At 55.2% G+C, this 23147-nt stretch carries 14 protein-coding genes; 1 reads left to right on the plus strand and 13 read right to left on the minus strand.

What is annotated here, in order from left to right:
• Positions 1-13: 13 nt before the first annotated feature.
• Both AWR27_RS04710 and AWR27_RS04715 read right to left on the minus strand, forming a co-directional pair.
• Complete coding sequence (locus tag AWR27_RS04710; protein WP_077130133.1) at positions 14-1474, minus strand: SusD/RagB family nutrient-binding outer membrane lipoprotein; 1461 nt, start codon at positions 1472-1474, stop codon at positions 14-16.
• Positions 1475-1580: 106 nt separating this feature from the next.
• Positions 1581-4751, minus strand: coding sequence for a SusC/RagA family TonB-linked outer membrane protein (locus AWR27_RS04715; RefSeq protein WP_077130134.1), 3171 nt, complete (start codon positions 4749-4751; stop codon positions 1581-1583).
• Between AWR27_RS04715 and AWR27_RS25185 the strand changes: the two genes are divergently transcribed.
• Positions 4750-4962 (plus strand): hypothetical protein, encoded by a 213-nt coding sequence (locus tag AWR27_RS25185; RefSeq protein ID WP_157579138.1) that lies wholly within the window; start codon positions 4750-4752, stop codon positions 4960-4962. The two genes, AWR27_RS04715 and AWR27_RS25185, sit on opposite strands and share 2 nt — an antisense overlap.
• 316 nt (positions 4963-5278) lie before the next feature.
• On the opposite strand, the gene AWR27_RS04720 is transcribed toward AWR27_RS25185, so the two are convergent.
• From AWR27_RS04720 to AWR27_RS04770, 11 genes are all read right to left on the minus strand, one after another.
• Positions 5279-6076, minus strand: coding sequence for an RpnC/YadD family protein (locus tag AWR27_RS04720; protein WP_077133798.1), 798 nt, complete (start codon positions 6074-6076; stop codon positions 5279-5281).
• A 5-nt stretch (positions 6077-6081) separates the two neighbouring features.
• On the minus strand, positions 6082-7356 hold the full coding sequence (locus AWR27_RS04725) for a DUF5690 family protein (RefSeq protein ID WP_157579140.1): 1275 nt from the start codon (positions 7354-7356) through the stop codon (positions 6082-6084).
• Between the two features lie 32 nt (positions 7357-7388).
• Positions 7389-9668: a TonB-dependent receptor gene (locus AWR27_RS04730; RefSeq protein ID WP_077130136.1), complete on the minus strand. Its 2280-nt coding sequence runs from the start codon at positions 9666-9668 to the stop codon at positions 7389-7391.
• Between the two features lie 129 nt (positions 9669-9797).
• The gene (locus AWR27_RS04735; RefSeq protein ID WP_077130137.1) at positions 9798-12572 is read right to left on the minus strand and encodes a bifunctional YncE family protein/alkaline phosphatase family protein; all 2775 of its coding nucleotides are present in this window, start codon (positions 12570-12572) and stop codon (positions 9798-9800) included.
• A 97-nt stretch (positions 12573-12669) separates the two neighbouring features.
• Positions 12670-13203, minus strand: a complete 534-nt coding sequence (locus AWR27_RS04740) for a phosphonate degradation HD-domain oxygenase (RefSeq protein ID WP_077130138.1) — start codon at positions 13201-13203, stop codon at positions 12670-12672.
• Between the two features lie 98 nt (positions 13204-13301).
• Entirely contained in the window at positions 13302-14222 is a 921-nt protein-coding gene (locus AWR27_RS04745) for a metallophosphoesterase family protein (RefSeq protein WP_077130139.1), read from the minus strand.
• A 91-nt stretch (positions 14223-14313) separates the two neighbouring features.
• On the minus strand, positions 14314-15828 hold the full coding sequence (locus AWR27_RS04750) for a SusD/RagB family nutrient-binding outer membrane lipoprotein (protein ID WP_077130140.1): 1515 nt from the start codon (positions 15826-15828) through the stop codon (positions 14314-14316).
• 113 nt (positions 15829-15941) lie between these two features.
• Entirely contained in the window at positions 15942-19274 is a 3333-nt protein-coding gene (locus tag AWR27_RS04755) for a SusC/RagA family TonB-linked outer membrane protein (protein ID WP_083732750.1), read from the minus strand.
• A 146-nt stretch (positions 19275-19420) separates the two neighbouring features.
• Positions 19421-20569: a TIGR03364 family FAD-dependent oxidoreductase gene (locus tag AWR27_RS04760; RefSeq protein WP_077130141.1), complete on the minus strand. Its 1149-nt coding sequence runs from the start codon at positions 20567-20569 to the stop codon at positions 19421-19423.
• 71 nt (positions 20570-20640) lie between these two features.
• A complete protein-coding gene (locus tag AWR27_RS04765) occupies positions 20641-21390 on the minus strand; it encodes an HAD family hydrolase (RefSeq protein WP_077130142.1) in 750 nt (249 codons plus the stop codon).
• Between the two features lie 248 nt (positions 21391-21638).
• Positions 21639-23126: a nicotinate phosphoribosyltransferase gene (locus AWR27_RS04770; RefSeq protein WP_077130143.1), complete on the minus strand. Its 1488-nt coding sequence runs from the start codon at positions 23124-23126 to the stop codon at positions 21639-21641.
• Positions 23127-23147: the final 21 nt, after the last annotated feature.

Consider the following 23147-nt stretch of genomic DNA (forward strand, 5'->3'; position numbering starts at 1 on the left):
TTCATTCACATTTTCATTTCTCCGCCCACCAGAGTTTGGCTTGGGTGTCGTTTTTGCCGCCGATGAGTGTTAGTGCCTTCTCGTAATTAGCCTGATTCAACGATACTTCCGAGCCGGGATAAGGCAGGCGCGTGGGCAGTATACCATCATTCTCGAACACGGCGCGGGGGTCTTTGGCAGGCAGCACGGGCAAACCCGTCCGGCGGTATTCGGTCCAGGCTTCGAGGCCCTGCCCGAACAGCGCAATCCATTTCTGCTCCATAATTTTCTCCTTCGTGGCCGCGCCAACGGTTTTCAGATACGCATCGGTCACTTTCAGGCCGTATTGGTCGAACGACGCCGTGATGCCCCGTTCGAGATACGTCTGTGCGCTGCCCGAAATGTCGCCATCCTGCGCGGCCTCGGCCAGAATCAGGTTCAGTTCGGCGAAGGTCATCAGTACTTCGGGGGCGGTTTGCTGAATAAAATAGTTGCCAATGTTGGAGCTGACACCCAGGTAGGTAGTAGCAATGGCGTCGGGCAGGCCATTGGCATGGCCGAGGTATTTGCCGTCTTTGTTTGGCTGGGCGTAGATGGTCAGGCGGGCATCGCCGAGTTCGGTCAGCCGGTCAACCAGCGTTTTGCTCATGTTCCAGTCGGTACGGCTGTCGTTGACCATCACCATAAACAGTTCGTTGCTGCTCGATAGCACGGTGGTGCATTTCAGACTGGCGTTGTCGGCATTGCTCGTAAAGACCGGGTACTTCGTAGGGTCGCCCAGAATTTCGGCCATAATCGCTTTCGACTCGGCGGCTTTTTTGGTTGCCTGCCGGTTTGCCAGCCGCAGCCGCAGCGAGTTGGCGAATTTTTTCCATTTCAGGATGTCGCCGTTGTACAGAATATCGCCCGACACTGCCGGGCCACCTACGGTCAGTTTCTCATTAGCCGTTTTCAGGTCGGCCAGTAGTCCGGCATAGACCTTTTCCATGCTGTCGTAAGCCGGGCTGTAGATGGGCGCGTCGGTGGTGCCTTTGAGGGCTTCAGTGTACGGAATGGGACCGTAGAGGTCGGTCAGCAGCGAGAACGTCCATGAGCGCATCACCAGCGCAATGCCTTCGTAATTGGTGTTCTGAAACTTGCCGCCCTGCCCGGCCAGCGTGATAATGCGCTGATAATTAACTAATCCGTCGTTGAAGAGGGCTTTCCAGTTGTTGTTGTAAAACGCCGGGCTAAGTCCGTAGTTGTCGCCCTCGTTGGAGTAGATATTCCGGCTGAGGTACTGCATCCAGAGCATGGCTCCGTCGAGGTTGAGCCGCTCGAAGCGGGTGCGCCCGCCCCACGAGCGGTCGATGCTGGTTTCGAGCGCGTAGGGCAGCAGAAACTGCGGTCCTAAACTGGTGGGGTTGTTGGGGTCCACGTTCATCTGGTCGAACTCCTTCGTGCAGGAGGAGGCCGTCAGCAGCGTAGCTATAGCGATAAAGATTGTTTTTTTCATGGTTCTTTAGCAATAGTCGTTACACAGAGATTCACCGGGTAAGAGAGATACACCGAGACCTCTGTGTGTCTCTTTTAACTCCGTGCATCTCTGTGTAACAATCCTCTTAAAAACTCAGATTCAGATTCACACCCATACTGCGGCTGTTGGGCAGTTCGCCGTAGGCAAAACCCTGCGCGTTGCCACCGAACCGGTCTACTTCGGGGTCGATGTGCGGGTTATTGCGGAAGAGCATCAGCAGGTTACGACCCACCACCGATAGTTTGGCCGAACGAATGAATTTGCCCGTTAGCCAGGCCGCAGGCAGCGCGTAACCAACCGAGGCTTCACGCAGTTTCACATACGAACCGTCGAAAATTACGGCTTCGTGATACCGGCGCGGGTTGTTGTATCCGTAGAGCGTGCTGGCCGGTACAATCACCGTATTGGGTACGTACTGCGGACTTTCGGTGCTACCAATGTTCACGACGCCTTTGCCAATGATGCCCTCTTCACGCCCGATGGCGGTTTCGGCGTATTGCCCCGTCCAGCGGGCGGTGCCAGTGCCTTCGTCGTAGAAATCACCGCCAATCTTGGCGTCAATCAACGCCGACACCACAATGCCTTTGTAGCTGACGGTGTTGAGCCAGCCGCCTGTCCATCTGGGTTGAATATTACCCAGCACTTTGGGGTCGGTAGCCACCACGGGCAGGCCGTTGCGGTAGATGATCTGCCCGTCGGGTGCGCGCTCGAAACCAATACCGAACAGCGTACCGTAGGGTTGACCGACGCGGGCTTCTGAGTTCAGACCCCGTTGGCTATTCAGCACATACGTAGTGAGTCCGTCGGCCAGCGCATCGACCCGGTTGCGGTTGCGGGCGAAGTTGAACGTTGTTTCCCAGGTCAGGCCCATCGGCAACCGGAGCGGGGTGCCCGTCAGCACGATTTCGATGCCCTGATTGGTCAGTTGTCCGGCGTTCAGAATCCGCTGGTTGTAGCCCGTCGATTTAGAAATATCGACCGCCAGAATCTGGTTGCGCGAGGTTTGTTTATAGTATGTCACGTCGAGGCCAATGCGTCCTTTCAGAAACCGCAGGTCGACGCCTAATTCGGTGCCGGTCGTGATTTCGGGTTTGAGCGTGGCGTTGGCGATGGTGGTGTTCTCGTAGAACTGTGGCACCGAGCCATTCCAGGAGCCGCCCGCCCGGAAGGTTTGCGCCAGTTGGTAAGGGTCGGTATCGTTGCCCACCTGCGCTACACTGGCCCGCAACTTGCCAAACGACAGCACATTGCTTTGCATGCCCAGCAGATCGGTGAATACCGCCGAGGCCGATACCGACGGGTAGAAATACGAGCGGGCTTCGGTGGGCAGGGTGCTGCTCCAGTCGTTGCGGGCCGTAGCGTTCAGGAACAGGGCGTTGCGCCAGCCAAACTCCACCGACCCGAACACGCTGTTCATCTGCGACTTACGAATGGCACTTTCGGCGATGTTCTGGCTCGGATTCGAGTTGGCGAGGTTGTATACGCCATCGACCACCAATTCGCCCACATACGTGTAGTTGCGTTTGAAATAGTTGGTGCGCTGCACACCCCCGGCCTGAATGGTGGTCGTAAGGTCGGTAGTGATGTTCTTGTTGAACGTCAGCAGCAGGTCGGTATTGGTTTCCTGCCGACGCAGTACTTCTTCCGAATAGCGACCCGGTGTGCGGTTGCCGTTCCGAACCCGCTCGAAGTTCACAACGTTGATGCGCGTATCGCTCCAGAGATCGGTACCGCTGCGGAGCATTACGCTCAAAGAGGGTAAAATCTTGTAGTTCAATGCAATGTTACCCACCACCCGGTCTTTCTCGTTGGTATAGGGCAGTAACTCAGTCAGATAATAGGGGTTGGTGAAAAAGGTATGCTGCCAGTTGGGCGGGTCAGTATCGGCGGGGCGACCTGGCAGGGCACGCTGGATGTGAGTAGCGGTGTAGTCGCGCCAGTTGCGGTGCTTTTCCCAGTCGGTCTGGCGGTGCGCCCAGATAAACTGCTGCCCTTCCTGATAGCCCCGGTTTCCGCCCGACTTCACGTATTCTGCCGATACCGTTACGTTCAGCTTTGGCGTAAAGTTATAGCCCGTGTTGAGTTTGTAGTTGTTGCGGTAGAAGTCGTTGTAATACATGATGCCATCCTGCGTGAGCCGCCCGATGCTGAGCCGAAAGTTACCCTTGTCGTTGCCACCCGACAGCGCGACATTGTTGGTAAACGTTCTGCCGGTTTGCCAGAAATCCTGGAAGTTATTGGGACTGGGCGTCAGCGGGGCTACCTGCGTACCGCTCCACCAGTGCCGTACCAGCCGCCCATCCATCGGCGCACCCCAGCTTTCGTCGGTGCCTTCGGTGCCGCTCAACGGTGCCAGTGGGCCATAAGCCGCCCGATACTGGGCAATGTGGTCGGCTCCCGTAATGGCTCCGCTCCAGCCGTCGGCATACCAGGTGCGGTAGCCGTTGCCCCCGCCGTACGTATTCTGAAACTGGGGCGTAATCCAGGGCCGTTCAAACGTTGTGTTCGAGTTAATTTCAACGCCAATGCCTTTGGTGCCTGCGCCGGTTTTGGTCGTGACCAGAATAACGCCGTTGGCCGCCCGCGAGCCGTAGAGAGCCGCTGCGTTGGGGCCTTTCAGTACGCTGATATCCTGAATGTTATCGGGATTTATCTCCGACAGGCCACCGCCAAACTGCTTTTCCGATGTCTGCTGAATGGGTACGCCGTCGACCACAATCAGCGGCTGATTATTACCCGAAATAGAGGCCGCTCCCCGAATCTGAATGCTGGAACCACTACCCGGCCCGCCGTTACTGCCAATGCGCAGACCCGCCACCTTGCCACTCAGCGCGTTGGCAACGTTGGTGGCGCGGGCTTCGGTCAGTTGCTGCCCTTTGATTTCCTGAACGCCGTAGCCTAATGATTTCACTTCTTTTTTGACGCCGAAGGCCGTAACGACCACTTCAGACAGCGAACGCACGTCGGGGCGCAATGTCATGCTTAGCGACGAACGGTTGCCTACTTTTAATTCTTCAGTCGTAAAGCCAATCGAGCTGAATGTAACAACGGCTTCGTCGTTAGGTACAGAAATGGTGAATTTTCCCTGAGCGTCGGTGGTGGTGCCCAGGTTCGTGCCTTTCAGTACAACGTTAACGCCGGGCATGGGACCTTCTTCGGGAGAAGTGACCGTACCCGTTAGCATACGGTTTTGTGCGTGAGCCGCCAGCCCTGTACAACACCAGCATAAAAGATAAAAGAGTAGTCGTTTTCGCATGAGTACCAGAGAGTTTGAACAATCGACTGCTCCCGGTCGGCAACGGGCAGTGCCGAATACTGGCCGCCCGATCCGAACCGCCCGAACCAACCGGGCGCAATTCGACTGCCCTCGCAAGCCGTGCGGCCTGCGGGTGAAACACAACAATAAATGCGGTAGTAAGAAACCTCGCGCAACCGGTGGTGATCCGGTGCGGTCTGGTGTTAATTAACCTGTTCCACAAGTGCGGCCAGTGAACAGGTTATGCGTGAAGATTGCTTTGTTGTACTCAGATACTTTTTCAAATATAGGCTATCTGTCGTATTTCCAAATACTATTCGGCTATTTTTTTTAATAACTTATATAATATTTCACAGAATCCAACATTTGCCGAATAAAGTACAAACTACCGTTTAAATTATTTCTTGCTATAATGCAATTTGAACATCACGCTGTTGAAACTGCTTCTTGAAATACAGAAACGACGAACGACCGGCAGGCTGGTAGCGTGCGGTAAATGCAAGGCAGGTAGTAGCCAAACCTGGAGACTACTCGTCTTTAATAAGCTTTTGCTGAATGTCCTTCACGAAGTCAACCGAGACACCCGTAATATCAGCTACTTGCTCGAAGGTAAGATTGAGTTTCCGGAGAAGATTAGCAACAATCTCCCGTTTCGCTCGGATGACCAGATAGTCGTTCTCAGCGTCTATGTATTTATCTAAGTTCTGAAGCATATCATCTAATTTTATGTCTAATCTACGCAGCTTTGATAAAACGCGCAACTGCCTGAGATGCTTGTGAAACGTCCGCTGGTCAATAGTGGTTTCTTCGAGTCGATGTATGATTTGATTCAGGGCATTTTCCGGTTCAGCTTTACCGAAATCGCTCAAAACGGCCAGAATTACCTCTTCTGGATTTGTTGATGTCAGAAAACGCAGATAATCGAATTGGGTGATGTTAATCAAACCAAACTGGAAATAGTTTCCGTCTTCCGCCAGCACTGTTTTCATCTTCGGCTCACCGTTGCCGATAAAGATTACGAACTGGCGGACAGGAAGATTATACTTTGCTTTCAGCAAGCCCCAGTAGTCAATCATTCGATAGACCATTTTGGGGTAATCATCCACTTGAAATTCTAAATGGAGTATAAACTCCTGACCGCTCGGGTCGGTAATAAGCCGTAAAGCGTCAGCTTCTTTTTCCTTCGTTTGTTGGAGCTTCTCCCGCAGAACAACGGCTTCTTTCACCCGAAACCCCAGCACACTACTCATTAAAGCTGGGATTATGCTGTCAATATTTTCTTTAACGATCTTATCATACAGATTTCCCTCTGTTTTCTTCTGCATATCGATCAATTTACGCTAACAAGTGTATGAACATCGCGCTGTTGAAACCGCTTCTTGAAATACAGAAACGACGCAACGACCAGCAGGCTGTAAAACACGGCCATGGTGTAGCCGCCGTAAATAAAAAACTCGCGGTAGCTGATGTTGGCCTGGCCGAAGTTTTTGTAAAGCAGCACGCCTACACTACCTAAATAACCGTACCAGTCGGCCAGCGTAACAATAAATCCAACCGTACTGACATACCGGAAAGCCGCCACCAATCGCTCGAAATACAGGCCGTTGCAGGGCACGTAGGCCATGTATAGGCCCAGCCCGGTCAGCAAAAACCAGTTGCCCGCTCCGATGAAACCACTTTGGTAGCCCCACGTACTCAGGCCCACCAGCAGACTGCCAAGCAACATCAGCCCGTTGAGCAGCGTGAAGGCCCGGAAGTTATCGGCCACGCGTTGTAACAACGCCATTATGAGTAGCACGCCTACCGCTACGAGCGTTTCGGTCCGGGCAAAAATGCCGGGGTTGTCAACGCCTGCGTCGCGCAGAATTTCAGGGCCAAAATTGTCTCGGAAGTCGCGGAAAGCCGACAGCAGCACGTAGCTGGCAATCAGCAGTACCAAACCCACCTGAAACTCGCGCACAAACGCCCGCCGTTCGGTCCCGCTCATGGGTTTGCGTTCGGTACGCAGGGCGCGGTCTTCGGCGGTGGGCGGGGGCAGTAGCGTGAGCGCGTAGACCGATGCCAGCATTGGTATTACAAACAGCGAACCCGTCACGAACGGCAACCAGAATTCCGACACGCCCCAGCCACTTTTTATGGTTAGAGCCACAGTTTTCACAAAGCCCGACGCGAAAATAAACGAAGCCGTTAGCCCGGCCACGAGCGCGTCGGTTTGTTTGCGGCCCTCCAGAAAGCCGAGCATGATGCCATAGACCATGCCCAGCGGCAGGCCGTTCAGAAACAGAAACGGGATGTTGTACGGAGCCGGAACCAGTGCAAACCCCAGCAATGCCAGCAGCGCAAACCCCACCAGCAAGAGCAGGTTTCCGGCCCGGCGGGCGGGCGACATCTCCGATACGAATTTGATACCCAGCCCTTTCGAGACGGCGTAGCCGAAGACCTGCGCCGTGATGAGCCAGATTTTGTAGTTAACACCGGCGAAGGCCAATCCTTCGAATGTAACGGCAGTAATACCCCGCCGAAAGGCATACATGCAGGCGTAGGTACTAAAAGCGGCTACGGCACCAAAAATAGTGAAGGCAGTCGGGTTGCGGAGAAAACGCATGGGTCTTGTCATGATGCCAAAGAAACACTATTTTACCAGTTGACCAATACCGACAGCCACGCGCTGCGGCCCACGCCATCGACGCCCGACCCGTGGGTACGATACGCTTCATTGGTCAGGTTTTGCAGTTCGGCACTGAGCGTTACGTACTGCCAGCGGTAGCCACCGTTCAGGTTGATGACCTGCCAGCCGGGCGTGCCGCCTTTGGCAATGCGGTTGTCGGCTATGTCGCCAGCGGCCAGCCGGGTTTGCGCACCAGCCAGCAGCCACTCGGCCCGCGCCCACCAGCGGTTGGCCGACTGGTACGTTAGGCCGACGCGCCCGTTCAGGGGCGGAATCCGCCGGAAGGGTTCGTTGGCCGTAACGTTTTGGCCGTAGGTGTAAGTCAGCCCGCCATAGGCTAACCAGTTGGGCAAAAATTCGTATTCGACGTCGGCTTCCAGGCCGCGAATAAACGATTCGGCACTGTTTTCTTTCCGAAATACCGGGTAACCCTGTAAGGAATCTGTGCCCGACCGGATGCGGTTGATGAAATCCGTCAGGCGGTTGTTATAGGCAAGCAGGGTGGCCGACACGCGATTGGTGCGGATTTTTACGCCCAGTTCTGTATTGAACGAGCGTTCGGGGCGAAGGCTGGCATTGGGTAGTTCGTACCGAAAATCAACGATGCCGAGTGTGCCGAGGTCGTCGATGTTGGGTGCCCGAAATGCTGACCCTACCGACCCAACCAGCCGCACAGCAGGCAACACCGCAAACGACGCGCCCAGATTACCAACCAATGCCGACGGACTGATTTTTGTCCGTTCGTTCAGGCTGGTGCCGATGCCCGGTTGCCCGTTGGTTTGTTCGGGAATGCTGATCTGGTAGGTGTTGTATCGCCCGCCCGCCGTGAGCGTCAGTCGTTTGATGGTCAGCGTATGTAGCGAAAACAGAGCTACGCTATTCATGGTGGCCCGGTCGGGATACAGGCCGCGCCGGGCTATGTTGCTCCCTGTGGTCAGGTTGGCGTCGGTGCGGTTGCTGCGAACGTAGTCGGTATACACGTCCAGTCCGTTCTGCATTCGCCAGAGGGCAGTCGGTTGAGCAACAGTCAGAAGTGTCAGGCCGAGCGAGGTGGTTTGGTCGCGTTCGTAGACTGCCGTTGGGTTGCCGTTTCGCTGACTTTGCCGCCCCTCGGTCTGTTGCTGCCATGAGGCTGTAAGCTGCACCGATTGCAGATAAGGTCGGTTATAAAAGCCTTCGAGCCGGGCATAGGCCAGTTTACGCTGTTGCGGGTCGAACTGATAATACCGGTAATTTTCGAGCCGAACGCGGTGATAGAGCGGAACATTGTCCTGCCGAAGGTTCTGGTAAGCCGCCGTTGCAATCAACCGATTCGACAGTCGGAAGCGGGCCTTCACATCGCCCGAAAACTGGTTATAGCCCGTTGGCGACAATCGCCCTAAGCCCTGACCAGCAACCAGATCACCGAAACGGCGGTAAGCAATGCCACCCAGCACCGCTACGTTGGCCGACGAATAGCCTGCCTCAGCCCGGCCACTATAGTCCATGCCCTGTGTCATTGCTTTCGCGAATAGGCTGCCCGAAAAACCGCTGCGATCAGCAAACTGGGGCGTTTTGGTCAGCACATTGACAACGCCCCCGATAGCGTCTGAACCGTAGGCCACCGAGCCACTGCTCCGAACAACCTCAAGCTGACTAATGCTCTGCGGGTCGATGGTATTCAGATACTGGTTCGGGCCGGAGCGAAACGTAGCATTGTTGAGCCGAATCCCATCAACCAACAACAGCGTTTGCTGGCCTGTAAGCCCGCGTACAAAGGGCGAACCACCCCCGTGGTTGGTTTTTTGCAGCCAAACGCCCGTAGCCCCAAACAGTGCTTCGGGCGTGGTGCGGGGAGCGCGTTGCTCAAGATCACGGCTGGTCAGAACGGTTGTTATTTCAGGGCGCAGAAAATCGGGGGTTTCGGTGCGGGCGGCTGTCGTTATTGTCTGCTGGTTGAGCTGAATTGCTGTTGGTTGCAACGAAACGGTTATTCGCTGGTCGTTGCGGGAGGTAATAGCTACCACAACGCTCGTGGCCTGATAGCCCACCGAACTCACCTGAACGGTGTAAGTGCCTTTCGGCAGGTTGTAAAAAACAAAATGACCCCTGTTGTCGCTGGTGACGCCTTTTTGAGTGGGTAGCAGGCGCAAACTCACGCCCGGCAGCGACTCTTGTGTTTGGGCGTCACGAACTGATCCGGTAAGTGTTTGGGCCAGACAATGCCCGATGGTTACTAATCCAATGAAGGCGGTGTAGAGAAGACGCATCAATTAATGGAGATATGTTGGACATGGTATAGATGGAAATCGGTTCAGAAGTTACGGCAAAGCAAACGTAGAAGTCAGTTTGTGCGGGAAAAATGCAGAAGAAAATACTATTCGGTCAATTGAAGTTGGTTAATAGCCGTCGTTTTGCTGCCGATAGTGGTCAGCACGCTGGTCGGCGCGGTCGTCCATTTCCGGTCCCTTCTGTATTTTTCGCCAGTCGAAAGGCAGTTTATAGGGCTTCATCGCCTGCTGCGGGTCAAACACGCGGGCGTCGGGCAGCACGGCGTCGTAGGGCCGAAAATCGGGTTTGTCGGTGAAAAAATCCTGCAAGAGCGATGCCGTCAGATCGTACTGATTCACATAACCTACGCCCAGGATGTTGTAGATGATTTTTAGAATCGAACCGAAATTAGCGTGTGTATGCGACACATAGCCACGCTTCACATACGGCCCGGCCAGCATCAGCAAGCTCCGGTGTGCATCGACGTGATCGACTCCGCCCTGCGGGTCATCTTCCGTGATAATAACGAGCATATTTTTCCAGTACGGCGTTCTGGACAGAAAATGCAGGATACGGCCCACCGCCAGGTCGTTATCGGCCATGTACGAATGCAGATACGGGTAGCCAAAATCGGGGCGTGGTCCGGCACCGTGATCGTTGGGCAACATCACCGTCAGCAGTTGGGGCAGAGCCTGTTTGCTTTTACCCAGCCACTTCGCCGTGAATTCTTCTTCAAACTGCTTCAGCCGATACTGATCGGGGATGTTGGTATTGTAGCCCGCGAAGTTACGCGACGTATTTCCGTACACGGCTTCGGGCATTGGGAACACCACACTCTGCGCGGCCCCAAACTGTGTGGTTGTCCATTCTTCTACCGACCCGGCGTATTCGTTGGCCTGCCCGAAGTTATAAAACGAGATTTTGTTGCGTTTCAGGGCTTCCCACATCCCGCCAATTTCGTTGTAATCTTCGGGGTCGATGGCCCCGGTTGTTTTCGGAAACCGCCGACCGGGTGCTTTGGAGTCGGGCAGAAACCGCCCTTCAGACGCTGACTGCGCTTCAACCCATTCGTTTGGAATGGTGCCCATCATCCAGTGGTGGCCGTGAATGCTGGCGTCGGAGTCGCAGTAGAAATTATCGGAAAACGCAAACTGACGCGCCACACGCGTGTGGTTGGGCATCACATCGGCGGCTGTAATCCGCACGGTGTCGGTAGCCTGATCGGTGGTGCGACCTGCGTTACCACGGCTGGTAGAAACGCGCTGTTTGATGGTCACACCCGTACCAAATCGCGCCAGCGTCGAATCGCCCCGGCCTGTTTCGAGTTGCCCCAACACTTCGTCATACGTTCGGTTTTCTTTCGTGATATAGACGATGTGTTTGATGGGGGAGGTACGGGTTTTGGGTAGTACTGGCAGCGGGTTTTTACCGTCGTCGGTGAGGGTGACGGTCTGGTAGGTGTTGGCGAGGACCCTACCCCAACCCCTCCCCGTAAGGGAGGGGCTAAAGGAGCCGGATGGCAAAGTCCCTCCCTTACGGGGAGGGGTTGGGGTGGGGTACGCCTGAAACAGCCCCAACTGAATATCGCCGATATACGTACCCTGTGGCGGTTTCACGAAACTCGCCCCGCCGTTTGGACCGGCCCCATAGCCCCGCGCCGAGACTACGTACAGTTGCTTTTCGTCGGGCGATAGCCGGACGCGGGTAGGTCCCCATCCGGTTGGAATTAGGTCGCGAACCTTGCGCGTTGGCACGTCGATAACAGCTACGGCATTGAACGCCAACAGCGCAACGTACAGCGTTTTTTCGTCTTTCGAGAGCGTCAGGCCGAACGGCATCAGGCCCCGATAGCGGTCAAGTTTTGGGTCGATTTTGATTGGAATTGTGCCTGCCAATTTTCGCGTTTTGTAATCAATGACCGAAATATTATCGTTCGTCGCGTTCGATACGTAAGCGAACCGACTGCCCACTGCCACCGAATTGGGAGACGACCCACCCACTACCTCGGCTTCTTCAATCATTTCGCCAATTTGCACCCCCGTTTTCAACTTCGCCGTGACCTTGTTTGTGGCTAAATCGACTAACCACACGCTCATGGCTTCGTCGGCCAGCGGACTGCCCAAACCCGGAATTTTGCGCCCTTCCACCTCAACACCGTCCCGCGATTCTTTTGTGTGGGCGGCATAGGGCGGGAATTTCAGGGCCATCGTGTCTTTGTTGGTTTTCGTCACGCCCGGCACTTTCGGGTACGCATATAGTCCCACGTTCGCAACAAAAGCCGTCTTTTTATCGGGTGACAGGGCCAGGCCAAACGGTTGCCGCCCGGTTGGAATACTGGCTGTGATGCGCTTCGTAGCAAGGTCGATACGCACCAGCCGAAAATTGGCCCGGTCGAGGGCGAGCAGTTCGCTGCCGTTCAGCAGCAGGTCCGACGTGAAGCTATCTTCGTAACCGTTGCCATCGAGACTGATGCTGTCGGTGGCAACCAGACGCTCGGTATCGAACACGATGACGCGGCCTTTGTCGCCATTGCTGAGGTACACGGTTCGGTTATCCGGGGCGACAGCAACGCCCAGAAAGGTGGCCCCGCCGAGGGGTGATTTTATGGTTCCGGCATAATCCGGTACGCGCACGGCCCGTTGCGTGGCAGTCTGGATGATGGTCAGCACCCCGTCGTGCAGCGTCACGGCCTTGCTGCCATCGGGCGAGAGAGCCAGCCCAAACGGGTCGCTGGTAATACGCAGGCTTCGGCCCGCCGGGGTCACGTACCGCCCACTCGGCAGCACCGACCGCCCCGCCGAGTCAATCTTGCAGTAGTCTGCCCGGCCCGGAACCTGAAGGGTTGTGTAGGTTTTTTGCGCGAAGGCCGGGAGGGCGAGGAGAAGCAGGAAGAGATGTTTCATAGTCTGATGGAACACAGATTACACGGATGGTACAGATTTTACACGGATTTTAAGAGGTGTTACGTCAGACAAAATTTATGATCCGTATCGATTCGTATCATCCGTTGAATCCGTGCTTTATCAACAGATAATACGCCAGGTCGGGCGTTTTCAGGCCGGGTATCTTGGCCTGTTCGTCCCACCCGCGCAGTTGCAGAATTTCCCGAAAATACGGATGCTGCTCAAATTGAGCGGCTTCGTCGGACGTCATCGGCCCGCCCTGAAATTCGAGCGTCCGTAAGCTGGCTTCCGAGAGCCGGGCGAAATAGTCCGGGTTTTTGAAGACTAAATACCGCTTGGCATTTACGTGATTTTCAATCAGTTGCGCTATCTTTTCCGAGTACCCGCGCTGCCGCAGAAAATCGGCACCGAGCCGCTCATGATCCACCGTCCCGTACCCATCCATATAGCCTTCAGCAGCTTCCACGGGCAATAAATGCCCTATGTCGTGCAGCAGTGCGGCCAGAATGGTCTCGCGGTCGGCTCCGGCCTTTTCAGCGAGTTGGGCCGTTTGCAGGGCGTGTTCAAGCTGCGTTACGGGTTCGCCGTAATACGCATCGTGGCCGTGTTGAGTAAAAAGCGATTCGATCATATATGTGGGATGGAACACGGATGTAACGGATAGTGCGGATTTACACGGATGAAAAGCAATCTGTGTAAATCTGTATCATCCGTTACATCTGTGTTCCATCAATATGTTACATACTGCCGTTCAACCGTCCCATCGTCGTACAGGTCGAAGAAGGCATAACCGGGTTTGGTGTTGCGGTGAGGGCCGGGTTTCCACCAGTTGCCGCTCACCGCACCATTGCAAAAATATCGCACGTTGTTATACACCACCTCATCGAGCAAATGCGTATGTCCGCTCAGGCAGGCACGCACGTTCGGAAATGGCATGAACAGATCGGTTAACTGGTAGGCATTATCGACAAACAAGCCATTCAGAATGGTCGTTTTACCATCGATGGGATTGTTTGGCCGTTCAAAGTCCAGCACGGTAGCGGTCAGAATAGGCACGTGTGACAGCACCAGCACGGGGGTAGTAGCGGGCGTTTTCGTCAGGTCGGCTTTTAGCCAGGCAAGTTGCTCTTCATCGACGCGGGTGCTGTACCAACTTCCGTCAGCTTTCGGCTGAACCGAATCCAGCACCACAAAATGCCAGCCATTCTTGTCAAAACTGTAGTATCGACCCGCCAGTTTCAACTCGTCCTGCACCCATGCCTTGCCATAGGCAGCATCGGTTTTGGCCGAGGCCAGCCCCCAGATGTCATGGTTGCCGATAGCATACTGAACGGGTAGCGACGTTTCGGCCTTGACTACTGCGTTCCAGGCGTCCCACTGCTTCCGAACGGCGGCTTTGTCGGACACCAGCGCATCCATGATGATGTCGCCCCCATGCAGAACAAACTGCGGTTTATCCGTCTGGCTTTGAATGTGTTGAAAGCAGGCGGCTACACCCTTCTGCGGGATGGCTTCGGGCATCATGTGCGTATCGCCAATGTAGGCAAAGCGCACCGAGCGCGTCCGGGCCGGCTGCACTGCTGCAACAAGTGAAGGAGCGGTTGCCAGCGGCAACAGGCTGATGTTTTTGAGGAGTGACCGACGGTTCATCTCAAGAGTGAATAGTTAAAAGTTAAGAGTGAAAAATGAATGTAGTTATCGGCTTTCACTTTTCACTCTTAACTTTTCATTTTTAACTTTTTTACTTATCCCACCAAACGGCTGTATTAATATCATCGGTGCCTTGACGAGCTACGGCTTCGGCGCGATTGGCTGCGTTCAGTGCTTGTTCTGATTGGGGGTAAATATAGCGCACCGGCACCCGGTTGTTGTTGAGGTTGTCGGGGCCAGGCGTTACGGTTGGGATGCCCGTTCTGCGCCAGTCGAACCATGCTTCTAAGCCGTTGAACAGCAGCGCAACCCATTTCTGCGTACCAATTTTCTCTAACTTCTGCTGCGTTGTGCCGGTGTAGGCTACGGCAGGTTGCGTGAAATAGTCGGCAGAAGGCGTTACGTTGATACCGTATTCGGCGGGGACGATGGCGCGGTAATAGTCCATGTTGGCCCGGATGCCGTTGAGGTAATACGTTTCGGCACTGCCCGTGGTAATCAGGTTTTTCTCCCGCGCTTCGGCCAGCAGAAACTGCACTTCGGCGTAGGTCATCAGCAGGCCCCGCGCTACGTTCGGCACCGGAGCAGGCGAGCTGCACACTAAACACGCAAACGGCAGACCCACCCGCGACACGCCCTGCGGACCGCCGTTGAAGTTCAGCGCGGGCGTATCGCCCAGTCCGTTGGGTACGCCTACAAACTCAACCCGACCCGGCTGCGAAGGCCGCTCCACAGGCCTCGCAAATACTGGCAAACGGGGGTCGTTCAGAGCCGACAGCCGGTCGACCAGCGATTTACTGGCCCTAAATTCATCGAACGAACCCACCCGCGACCCATACAACGGCCACTGATTAGGAGCTGAAGCCTGATAGGTCAGGGCTGCGTTGTCGGCGTTGGCTTCCATAATCGGGAACTTGGCTTTATCAGCGACGATGGTCTGCAAATCGGCTCCGACGTTACGCTTGTTGGAGATACGCATCAGGGCACGGATACGCAGCGAGTTCGCCAATTTTTTCCAGCGGGCAATGCTGGCCGTACCGCCCCCAAACAGAATATCGCCTGCAATGACTTCGGTGCTGGTGCCGAGCAGGTCGTTGGCGCGGGTCAGATCGGCCAGAATACCGGCATAGATGGCTTCCTGCGTATCGTACTTCGGTGCGTAAACACCTTCCGATTTGGCTTTCGTAGCATCGGTGTACGGAATATCGCCGTAGGCATCGGTCGCCATAGAAAACAGCCACGACTTCAGAACCAGGGCCACGCCGAGGTAATTATTCTGCTTATTGGTCGTGGCTAAATCGATGATATTCTGCACGTTGCGCATGTTTCCATATACGCTGTTCCAAACGCCGTTGCGCTCGCCCCAGAGGTAACGGTCTTCGTTCACGAACTGGATTTTGGCCGTGTGTTGAATCACGATGTTGCCAATACCCCAGGCTTCGCCCACCTGATCGTTGATGCTGTTACGTAGCACCCCTGCCAGCAGCAAATCGGGCGACACCTGCGTCGGTACGTTGGGGTTATTATTGATCTCCTCAAACTGATTGTCGCAGGACGTGACAAGCAGGAGGGCGAGTATAGAAAAAAGGTATTTTATGGATTTCATGTTTCTGTCGGAGAGGTTGTTACACAGAGATGCACAGAGGTAAAAGAGACACACAAAGGTCTCGGTGTATCTCTCATTACTCAGTGAATCTCTGTGTAACAACAGGTTCATTTTTACAACTTCAATCCTAAGTTGAACCCGAAACTGCGGGCTGATGGAATAGACATGTATTCGACGCCGGGCAGGGCCGTGCCGCCTACGAAGGATAGCGTTTCGGGGTCAACGTGTGGCACGTTGCTCCACAGCGCGAGGTTGCGGCCCACGAGCGTAAACGTAACACCCCGCAGTGGTACGCGGCCCCACACGCGGTCGGGGATGGCGAAGCCAATCTGAACTTCGCGCAGTTTGGCAAACGACGCATCGTACATGACGCCCTCAGCAATATTACGGCCTCCGGTCCAGGCCGTATGCCACTGCCGCGAGTTGATTTTTACGTCGTTCGGAACAAACGTCTGCCGACCGTCGGTCCCCGTAACGACGCGTACGCCCTGCCCAATTACGCCGTTGCCGGGGAGGTTGAGATCGTAGCCGTTGGCGCGGCCTTCAAGGGTTTCGGTGATGATACCGCCCTCACGACCAACCGTTTGTGTTTCGGAGTACAACCGCCCGCCCTGCCGGATGTCGAACAGGAAACTCAGCCGCAGGTTGCGGTAGCTCAGGCTATTGTTGATGCCCAGCAGAAAATCGGGGTTGTAGTTACCGAGTTTGATACGTTCGGTAGTTGGCACAGGGCGTCCGTTGTTGAACACCATCTGACCGGCAAACTGACCCGAAGCGTCGTAGTATGGTTTGGTGGGGTCGGTGTTCTGCACACGGGCGAAGCCGATGCCGTACATGTCGCCCATACGCTCGCCTACGCGGGCTTCGATGCTTACCCGGCGGCTTGCCATCACGAAGTTCTGGATATTATCCGACAGTTCGATGACTTTGCTGCGGTTGGCCGAGAAGTTGAACTCGACACCCCAGCGCAGGCTGTTGGGTAGCTCTACCGGCACGAGGTTCAGCGCGATTTCGATCCCGTTGTTGCGTATCAGACCAGCGTTGATAGCCCGGCTGTTGTAGCCGCTCGTAATGGAAAGCGGGATGTTCAGAATCTGGTTACGCGTGTTGGTCAGGTAGTACGAAATGTCGAGACCTACCCGGCGTTTGAACATTTTCAACTCAACGCCAGCCTCGAACGAACTGCTGATTTCGGGTTTCAGATTGAAGTTGGCGAGCCGGTCGGTTTCGCCGTAAATCTGACTGCTGCCAAACGGGTCGCTGGGGTTGTAGGCTTGCGTAAACGTGAAAGCATCGGTATCGTTACCTACCTGCGCGAAGTTGATGCGACCTTTCAGGAATGAAATAGACTGCGGCAGCGTAAACATATCGCTCAGTACTCCGCTCAGGTTCACCGAAGGGTAGAAATACGAGTTCTGCTGCGTACCGAAGGCGCGGGCGTATTCGGGCAGCGTAAGCGCGCTCGACCAGTCGTTGCGGGCCGTCATTTCTAAGAACAGGTAGTTACGGAAGGCAATCTGCGCCGAACCGTAGAGCGAGTTGACGCGCTTGGTGGTCAGGGCCTGCGACGTTTGCAGTGGAATCCGCGAGTTGGTCAGGTTGTAAATACCCGGAATATTGAGCTGACCGGCGTTCGTCTCCAGAAAGTCAGACTTCTGCGCAAGCTGGTTGCCACCAAACGTACCGCCTATGGTCCAGTCCTGGTTGAGTTCTTTGTTGGCTGTGAACAGGAAATCGGTATTGCGCTCTTCGGTTATGATGCGGGCGTCGCGGTACTGCCCGAACGGGAACCGCTGCGAACTGAACGCCCGGCGGTATTCGCGCTTTTCGCTGCTGTAATCAATGGCTGTGCGGCCCTGTAGACTCAGCCACGGAGTAAGGTCGTACTTCAACGACACGTTGCCGATAATCCGGTCGTACAACTGCCCGTTGGTATTTTCATAAACCGTAAAATACGGGTTGTCGTGGTAGTTGTAGTTCCAGCCAAATTGCCGCGTGCCTTCCAGTCCGCGCATCCAGTAGTCCTGCATGGGTTCGAGTTGCACGGAGGGCGGCAACCAGCAGTTGAAGAGGTACATGATGCTCTCGGTGCCGTAGCTGATGGAGGGGCGGTTGCCGCTTTCGCCTTTGATGTAGCTGACGAACGCATTGGACGAGAACTTGGGCGTGAAATTATACCCACCGCTGAACGAGGTCGTGTAGCGTTTCAGGTCGGTATTGGGCACGATGCCCGTCTGATTCAGGAGCGTGTGCGCCAGCCGGAAATTACCGGCGTCGTTGCTGCCCGTTACGGCGATGCTGGTAGTGTTGGTACGGCCCGTTTGCAGAAACTTACGCAGATTGTCGCTTTCGGCCACCCAGGGCGTAGGCGTAATTACGCTGCCCGCCGGAGCATTCAGGTCGCCACCCCGGAAGTTGATGGGCTGCCCATTGAGTGTGCGGGGCGAGTCGTATTGGGGGTAGGTTTTGTTGAGCGAAAACGCTGGTCCCCAGGCTTCGTCGGTGCCATCGGTCAGGCCCGCACCCGCGCCATTCACAAACGCAAAGTCGCCCCCGTTGGCGTTGCCCTGCCCGTAAACGTCCTGGTAATCGGGAAGTTTCAGGGGTGTTTCAAATGTCTGGTTCGTGTTGATTTCCACGCCGATACCTTTGTTGCCGCGCCCCGATTTGGTTTTGATAACAATGACGCCGTTGGCCGCCCGCGAGCCGTAAAGAGCCGATGCAGCCGCGCCTTTCAGCACGTTCATGCTCTCGATGTCGTCGGGGTTGATGAAGCTGGCTCCGTTGCCAAAATCCACTTCGAGGTTGCCCCGGCCCGAGCCACTCGTCAACCCGTTGGAGATGGGTACACCGTCGATGACGTAGAGCGGCTGGTTTTTGTTGAGATCGACCGACCGCTCACCGCGAATCGTGACCCGCGCCGACCCGCCAATACCCGACGGACTACCGACAACCGTTACGCCCGCTATTTTCCCGGCCAGTTGGTTCGTGACGTTGGTTTCGCGGGCCATCGTCAGGGCCGAGCCCTGAATTTCCTGGGTAGCATAGCCGAGGGCTTTTTTCTCGCGCTGAATACCGAGGGCCGTAACAACTACTTCGCCCAGCGTTTGTGCATCACCTTTCAGCGACACGTCGATGGTGGTGCGATTGCCAACAGCGATCTCTTGCGACAGGTAGCCGATATACGAAAAGGTCAGTGTACGGTTGGTGCCGGGTACGTTGAGCGAGTACTGTCCGCTTGCATCGGTGGTGGTGCCGGTGGTAGTGCCTTTGATAACGATAGATACGCCCGGCAGGGGCTGGTTGTCGTCAGCCGACAGCACCCGGCCCGTAATGGTCTGGGCCAGAGCCGCCGTGCCGTAGAGCAGGCAGACAAAAAATGCTATCGCCCATTGGCGCAGGGACGGAGACAATAGCATCAACGTGGGTAAACGTTTCCGATTCATACTTCTTGCAGGTTAGTCTATTAAGTATTCCCTGCAAAAGTAGGCGGGGGGTATTACGCCAATGTTTACTGATTATCAACGGTTTGTGAACAGAATAAGAGAAGGTTCACGAAATGGTAATGTAGCTTGATTAAATGGTAGTATGGTTAGAGCCTTGCCACGCCCAGCAACGCCCGCACGCTCTGCTCGGCATAGCCCGCGCTCGAACTCATGCCTTTGCCGCCAATGCCGGTGATGATGCGAATGTGGTCGTCAACGTCATGCTCGAAAATTTCGGCGGGTGTTTGGCTGTAAAAACCAGCCCAGGCTTTGCGGACCGTGAGCGGAAACGTGACGATGCGCCGGGCCTCGGTCAGCATCAGGTTGTTGATGTACTCCTGTGTGTGATAGCCCAGGTCTTCGGCCCGCGTAGCGTCAGCGTACTCGTGCGAGTCGCCCACGATGAACGACCCGTCTACAGCCTGTTTGAACAAAATGTGAATGCCCCATTTCTTGAGTTCCAGCAGGTGTTCAGGAACGGGCAAACTGGCATAAGACGGGCATTGCTGAAACGATTCGTACCGACGTATAGATAGGCCCGTCAGGATATTGCCCGGTAAGGAAACGTCTTTTACCGGCTCAGCCATCACCATCTGCAATTTGCTGACAATCAGCCCGGCTTCGGTCAATACGTCGGGGAAGAGCAGCCGTACTTCGTGGCCCGAGCAAATCAGCACCCGCCCGGCCTGGAACCGCTGCCGGTTCGCTAGCGTCACGGTGGCCCCGTCGTGGTTCGATTGGGCATCGACCACCACCGAGCCGGGCCGGTAATCGACGCCGTATTTGCGCTGCACAAACAGCAGTAGCCGGTGGATCATCTGCTCCGGCTCCACGCTGAGTTCCTGCGGGAAAAACAGTGCGCCGACCGGGTAACTGGGTCGTAGAGCCGGGTATTTTTCCAGACACTGCGCTTTGCTGAGCAGTTCGCACGCATAGCCAATGCGCTGATAGTGATCGTATAATTCGTTGGCAAGCTGCCACTCGTCCGTGTCCGACGCGATGTACACCGTACCATTGGCCCGGATGCTGATGTCGGTCTGGCGTTGAATATCGGCGTAGATTTCCAGGCTCCGACGCCCCAACTCGAACCACCGGCCCGCCAGCCCCGACGGCACTACCTGCCCGAAATTACGCACTGTAGCCCCTACCGGATACTGATCTTTTTCGAGCAGGAGTACCCGCTGCCCGGCTTTGGCAGCATGATAGGCATGAAACGTACCGAGCGCACCCGCGCCGATGATGATAAGATCGAACATTTCAGTGAACAGTCAGCAGTCAACAACCAACAGTGAGCTACAGCCAACCAGAAGTTAATACCAAATCAAAATTATACAGCATAAAGAGAACTGTTGGCGGTTAGCTGCTGACTGATAACTGAAGGCAGTTCAGCCAGTGAGCCAATCAGCAGGTCGTGCGGGTAGGCATCGAGCTGGTCGCGGGAGTGGGTGCCGTTGGTAACGCCGAGGTTAAGCCCTACGCCCGCTGCCCGGCCACTGAGCAGGTCGGAGGGTGTATCGCCAATATTAACCACGGCTTTGGGGTTCGATACGCCGAGCAGGTGCATGGCCCGCTCAATCATATGCGGGTAGGGGCGTCCGCGCTCTACTTCGTCGCTGGCGATAGAAAGCTGAATCAGGCTGTCGGGGCCACCCATACGCTGCTCATTCAGGCCATTGAGCCAACCGAGTTTTTCCAGGATAATGTCGGTCACAACCCGGTAGAAGCCCGTTGTGAGCGCCATGGCAATACCCCGCTCACGCAGCCAGGCAAAGGTTTCGAGACATCCTTCGGTGGGCGTGGCTCCCTGTGTCTGGTAGTGATTTTCCAGAATACCTTTGAAAGCCGCATACGACACGTCGGTTTGCCGCGTCACGTCAGTGTGCAGTTCGCCGAGTTGTTCTTTCCAGAGCGTTTCAAACACGTAGCGTTTGGCGAGTCCCTGCATTGCCAGAATCCGTTCGGCTGTAACGAACAGGCCCGTTTGGGCGGCTGCTTCCGCGAAGCACCGCTCTACCTCATGCTGGTCGGTCACGGTCGTGCCGGCCATGTCAAATACCACTAAGTCAATCGATTGCATTGTGGGAGGTTTTTGGAGAGCCGGTCGAGCAGACCGGGACGGTAAAACAACGGAAAGTTTTAATACATTCGGTTATGGGAGTGTTAAGAATTGAATGGTTGAATGGTTGAATGGTTGAATGGTTGAATGATTGAATGATTGAGTGATGGAATGGTTGAATGGTTGAATGATGGAATGGGGCTGCTACCTAACTACTCCATTCAATCATTCAACTATTCAATCACTCAACCATTCCATCACTCAATCATTCAACCTCTCGCCCTTTCACTCTTTTCTTCCCGCAACTGTAAAATTAGTGCTGTCTTCAACTCGTGTAGGGTTTTCTCCAGCCCAACCGGGTACAGATGCGGATTTACAAACCGTTTAACGCCGGGGTGAAGGTTGGCTAACTGTGCCTGAACCCGCGCCCGGATGCTATGAATGTCGGGTTTTTCGTACACGCACTGCCCGTTCCGAAATACTGGCACGAGCAGGTCTTCATAGGCACAGTTCGCGTCGAAGCGTCGGCGTTTGGTGAAATCAAGCGGGTCGATCATTGTTACCGAACGGTCGTGGCCGTTTTGCTCCACGTCGTAGATCATATCGGCCAGAAAGCCGCGCTCGTCCCGAAACCGGCGCACCTGCTGAATACCGGGCGTGGAGATTTTAATGGCCTGCTCAGAGAGTTTCATCTTGTACTTCCACTGACCTGTTTGATTATCGCGCAGGGCAGCCAGTTTGTAAACACCCCCCAGCGCGGGCTGATCGAAGGCCGTAACGAGCTTGGTACCAACGCCCCACGTATCAATTCTGGCCCCTTGCTGTTTCAGGCTGTTGATAATAGTTTCGTCTAAATCGTTGCTGGCAACAATCGCGGTGTCCTGAAAACCGGCGTCGTCGAGCAATTGCCGGGCTGCGATGCTCAGGTAAGCCAAATCGCCCGAATCGAGCCGGATACCAGCCAGTTTGTGGCCGCGTTCGCGCAGTTTGCGACCTGTTTCAATGGCGTGCCGAACGCCCTCAAGCGTGTCGTAGGTATCTACCAGCAGCGTTACGTTGTTGGGCAGCACGCTGGCATACGTATCAAACGCCTGCTGCTCGGTATCGAACGACATCACCCAACTGTGTGCATGCGTGCCGCGTACCGGAATGCCGTAGAGTTTACCGGCCAGCACATTCGACGTAGCATCGCAGCCGCCGATATAAGCCGCCCGGCTGGCCGTCATGCCCCCGTCGATGCCCTGCGCCCGGCGCAAACCAAACTCCAGCAGCGTATCCTGCTCGGCTACGAGCCGCAGCCGGGCCGCTTTGGTGGCAATCAGCGTCTCGAAATTAATCAGGTTAAGCAGGGGCGTTTCAACCAACTGACATTGTAGAATCGGCCCGCGCACCCGCAGCAGCGGCTCGTTGGGAAACACTACGGTTCCTTCGGGAATGGCCTCTACGTCGAGGGTCAGTTTCAGATTGGCTAAATAGTCAATAAACGCTTCCTCGAAGAGCGGTTTGCCATCGTTGCCGGTGAGAGTTGTGAGATAACGAATGTCTTTTTTTGAAAAGCCAAACTGATTCAGGTAGCCAATGGCGTTAGTTAGGCCGCAAGCCACCGTAAAGCCGCCACCAAACGGATTTCTGCGAAAATACAGATTGAAGACGGACTCTTTTTCGGCGGTCCCGGATTTCCAGTACCCGTAGGCCATCGTGACCTGATAAAGGTCGGTAAGCAGACTTAGCGAGGTATCGTATAATTTGTTGGTCATGCCGCAAGGTAGTAGTCAGGC

It is taken from the genome of Spirosoma montaniterrae (assembly GCF_001988955.1).
Lineage (GTDB): Bacteria > Bacteroidota > Bacteroidia > Cytophagales > Spirosomataceae > Spirosoma > Spirosoma montaniterrae.

Excerpts from the sequence above, each read along its gene's own strand:
- AWR27_RS04710 (WP_077130133.1), bottom strand. The coding sequence starts at position 1,474 with ATGAAAAAAACAATCTTTATCGCTATAGCTACGCTGCTGACGGCCTCC.
- AWR27_RS25185 (WP_157579138.1), top strand. The coding sequence starts at position 4,750 with ATGAGTACCAGAGAGTTTGAACAATCGACTGCTCCCGGTCGGCAACGG.
- AWR27_RS04715 (WP_077130134.1), bottom strand. The coding sequence starts at position 4,751 with ATGCGAAAACGACTACTCTTTTATCTTTTATGCTGGTGTTGTACAGGG.
- AWR27_RS04720 (WP_077133798.1), bottom strand. The coding sequence starts at position 6,076 with ATGCAGAAGAAAACAGAGGGAAATCTGTATGATAAGATCGTTAAAGAA.
- AWR27_RS04725 (WP_157579140.1), bottom strand. The coding sequence starts at position 7,356 with ATGCGTTTTCTCCGCAACCCGACTGCCTTCACTATTTTTGGTGCCGTA.
- AWR27_RS04730 (WP_077130136.1), bottom strand. The coding sequence starts at position 9,668 with ATGCGTCTTCTCTACACCGCCTTCATTGGATTAGTAACCATCGGGCAT.
- AWR27_RS04735 (WP_077130137.1), bottom strand. The coding sequence starts at position 12,572 with ATGAAACATCTCTTCCTGCTTCTCCTCGCCCTCCCGGCCTTCGCGCAA.
- AWR27_RS04740 (WP_077130138.1), bottom strand. The coding sequence starts at position 13,203 with ATGATCGAATCGCTTTTTACTCAACACGGCCACGATGCGTATTACGGC.
- AWR27_RS04745 (WP_077130139.1), bottom strand. The coding sequence starts at position 14,222 with ATGAACCGTCGGTCACTCCTCAAAAACATCAGCCTGTTGCCGCTGGCA.
- AWR27_RS04750 (WP_077130140.1), bottom strand. The coding sequence starts at position 15,828 with ATGAAATCCATAAAATACCTTTTTTCTATACTCGCCCTCCTGCTTGTC.
- AWR27_RS04755 (WP_083732750.1), bottom strand. The coding sequence starts at position 19,274 with ATGAATCGGAAACGTTTACCCACGTTGATGCTATTGTCTCCGTCCCTG.
- AWR27_RS04760 (WP_077130141.1), bottom strand. The coding sequence starts at position 20,569 with ATGTTCGATCTTATCATCATCGGCGCGGGTGCGCTCGGTACGTTTCAT.
- AWR27_RS04765 (WP_077130142.1), bottom strand. The coding sequence starts at position 21,390 with ATGCAATCGATTGACTTAGTGGTATTTGACATGGCCGGCACGACCGTG.
- AWR27_RS04770 (WP_077130143.1), bottom strand. The coding sequence starts at position 23,126 with ATGACCAACAAATTATACGATACCTCGCTAAGTCTGCTTACCGACCTT.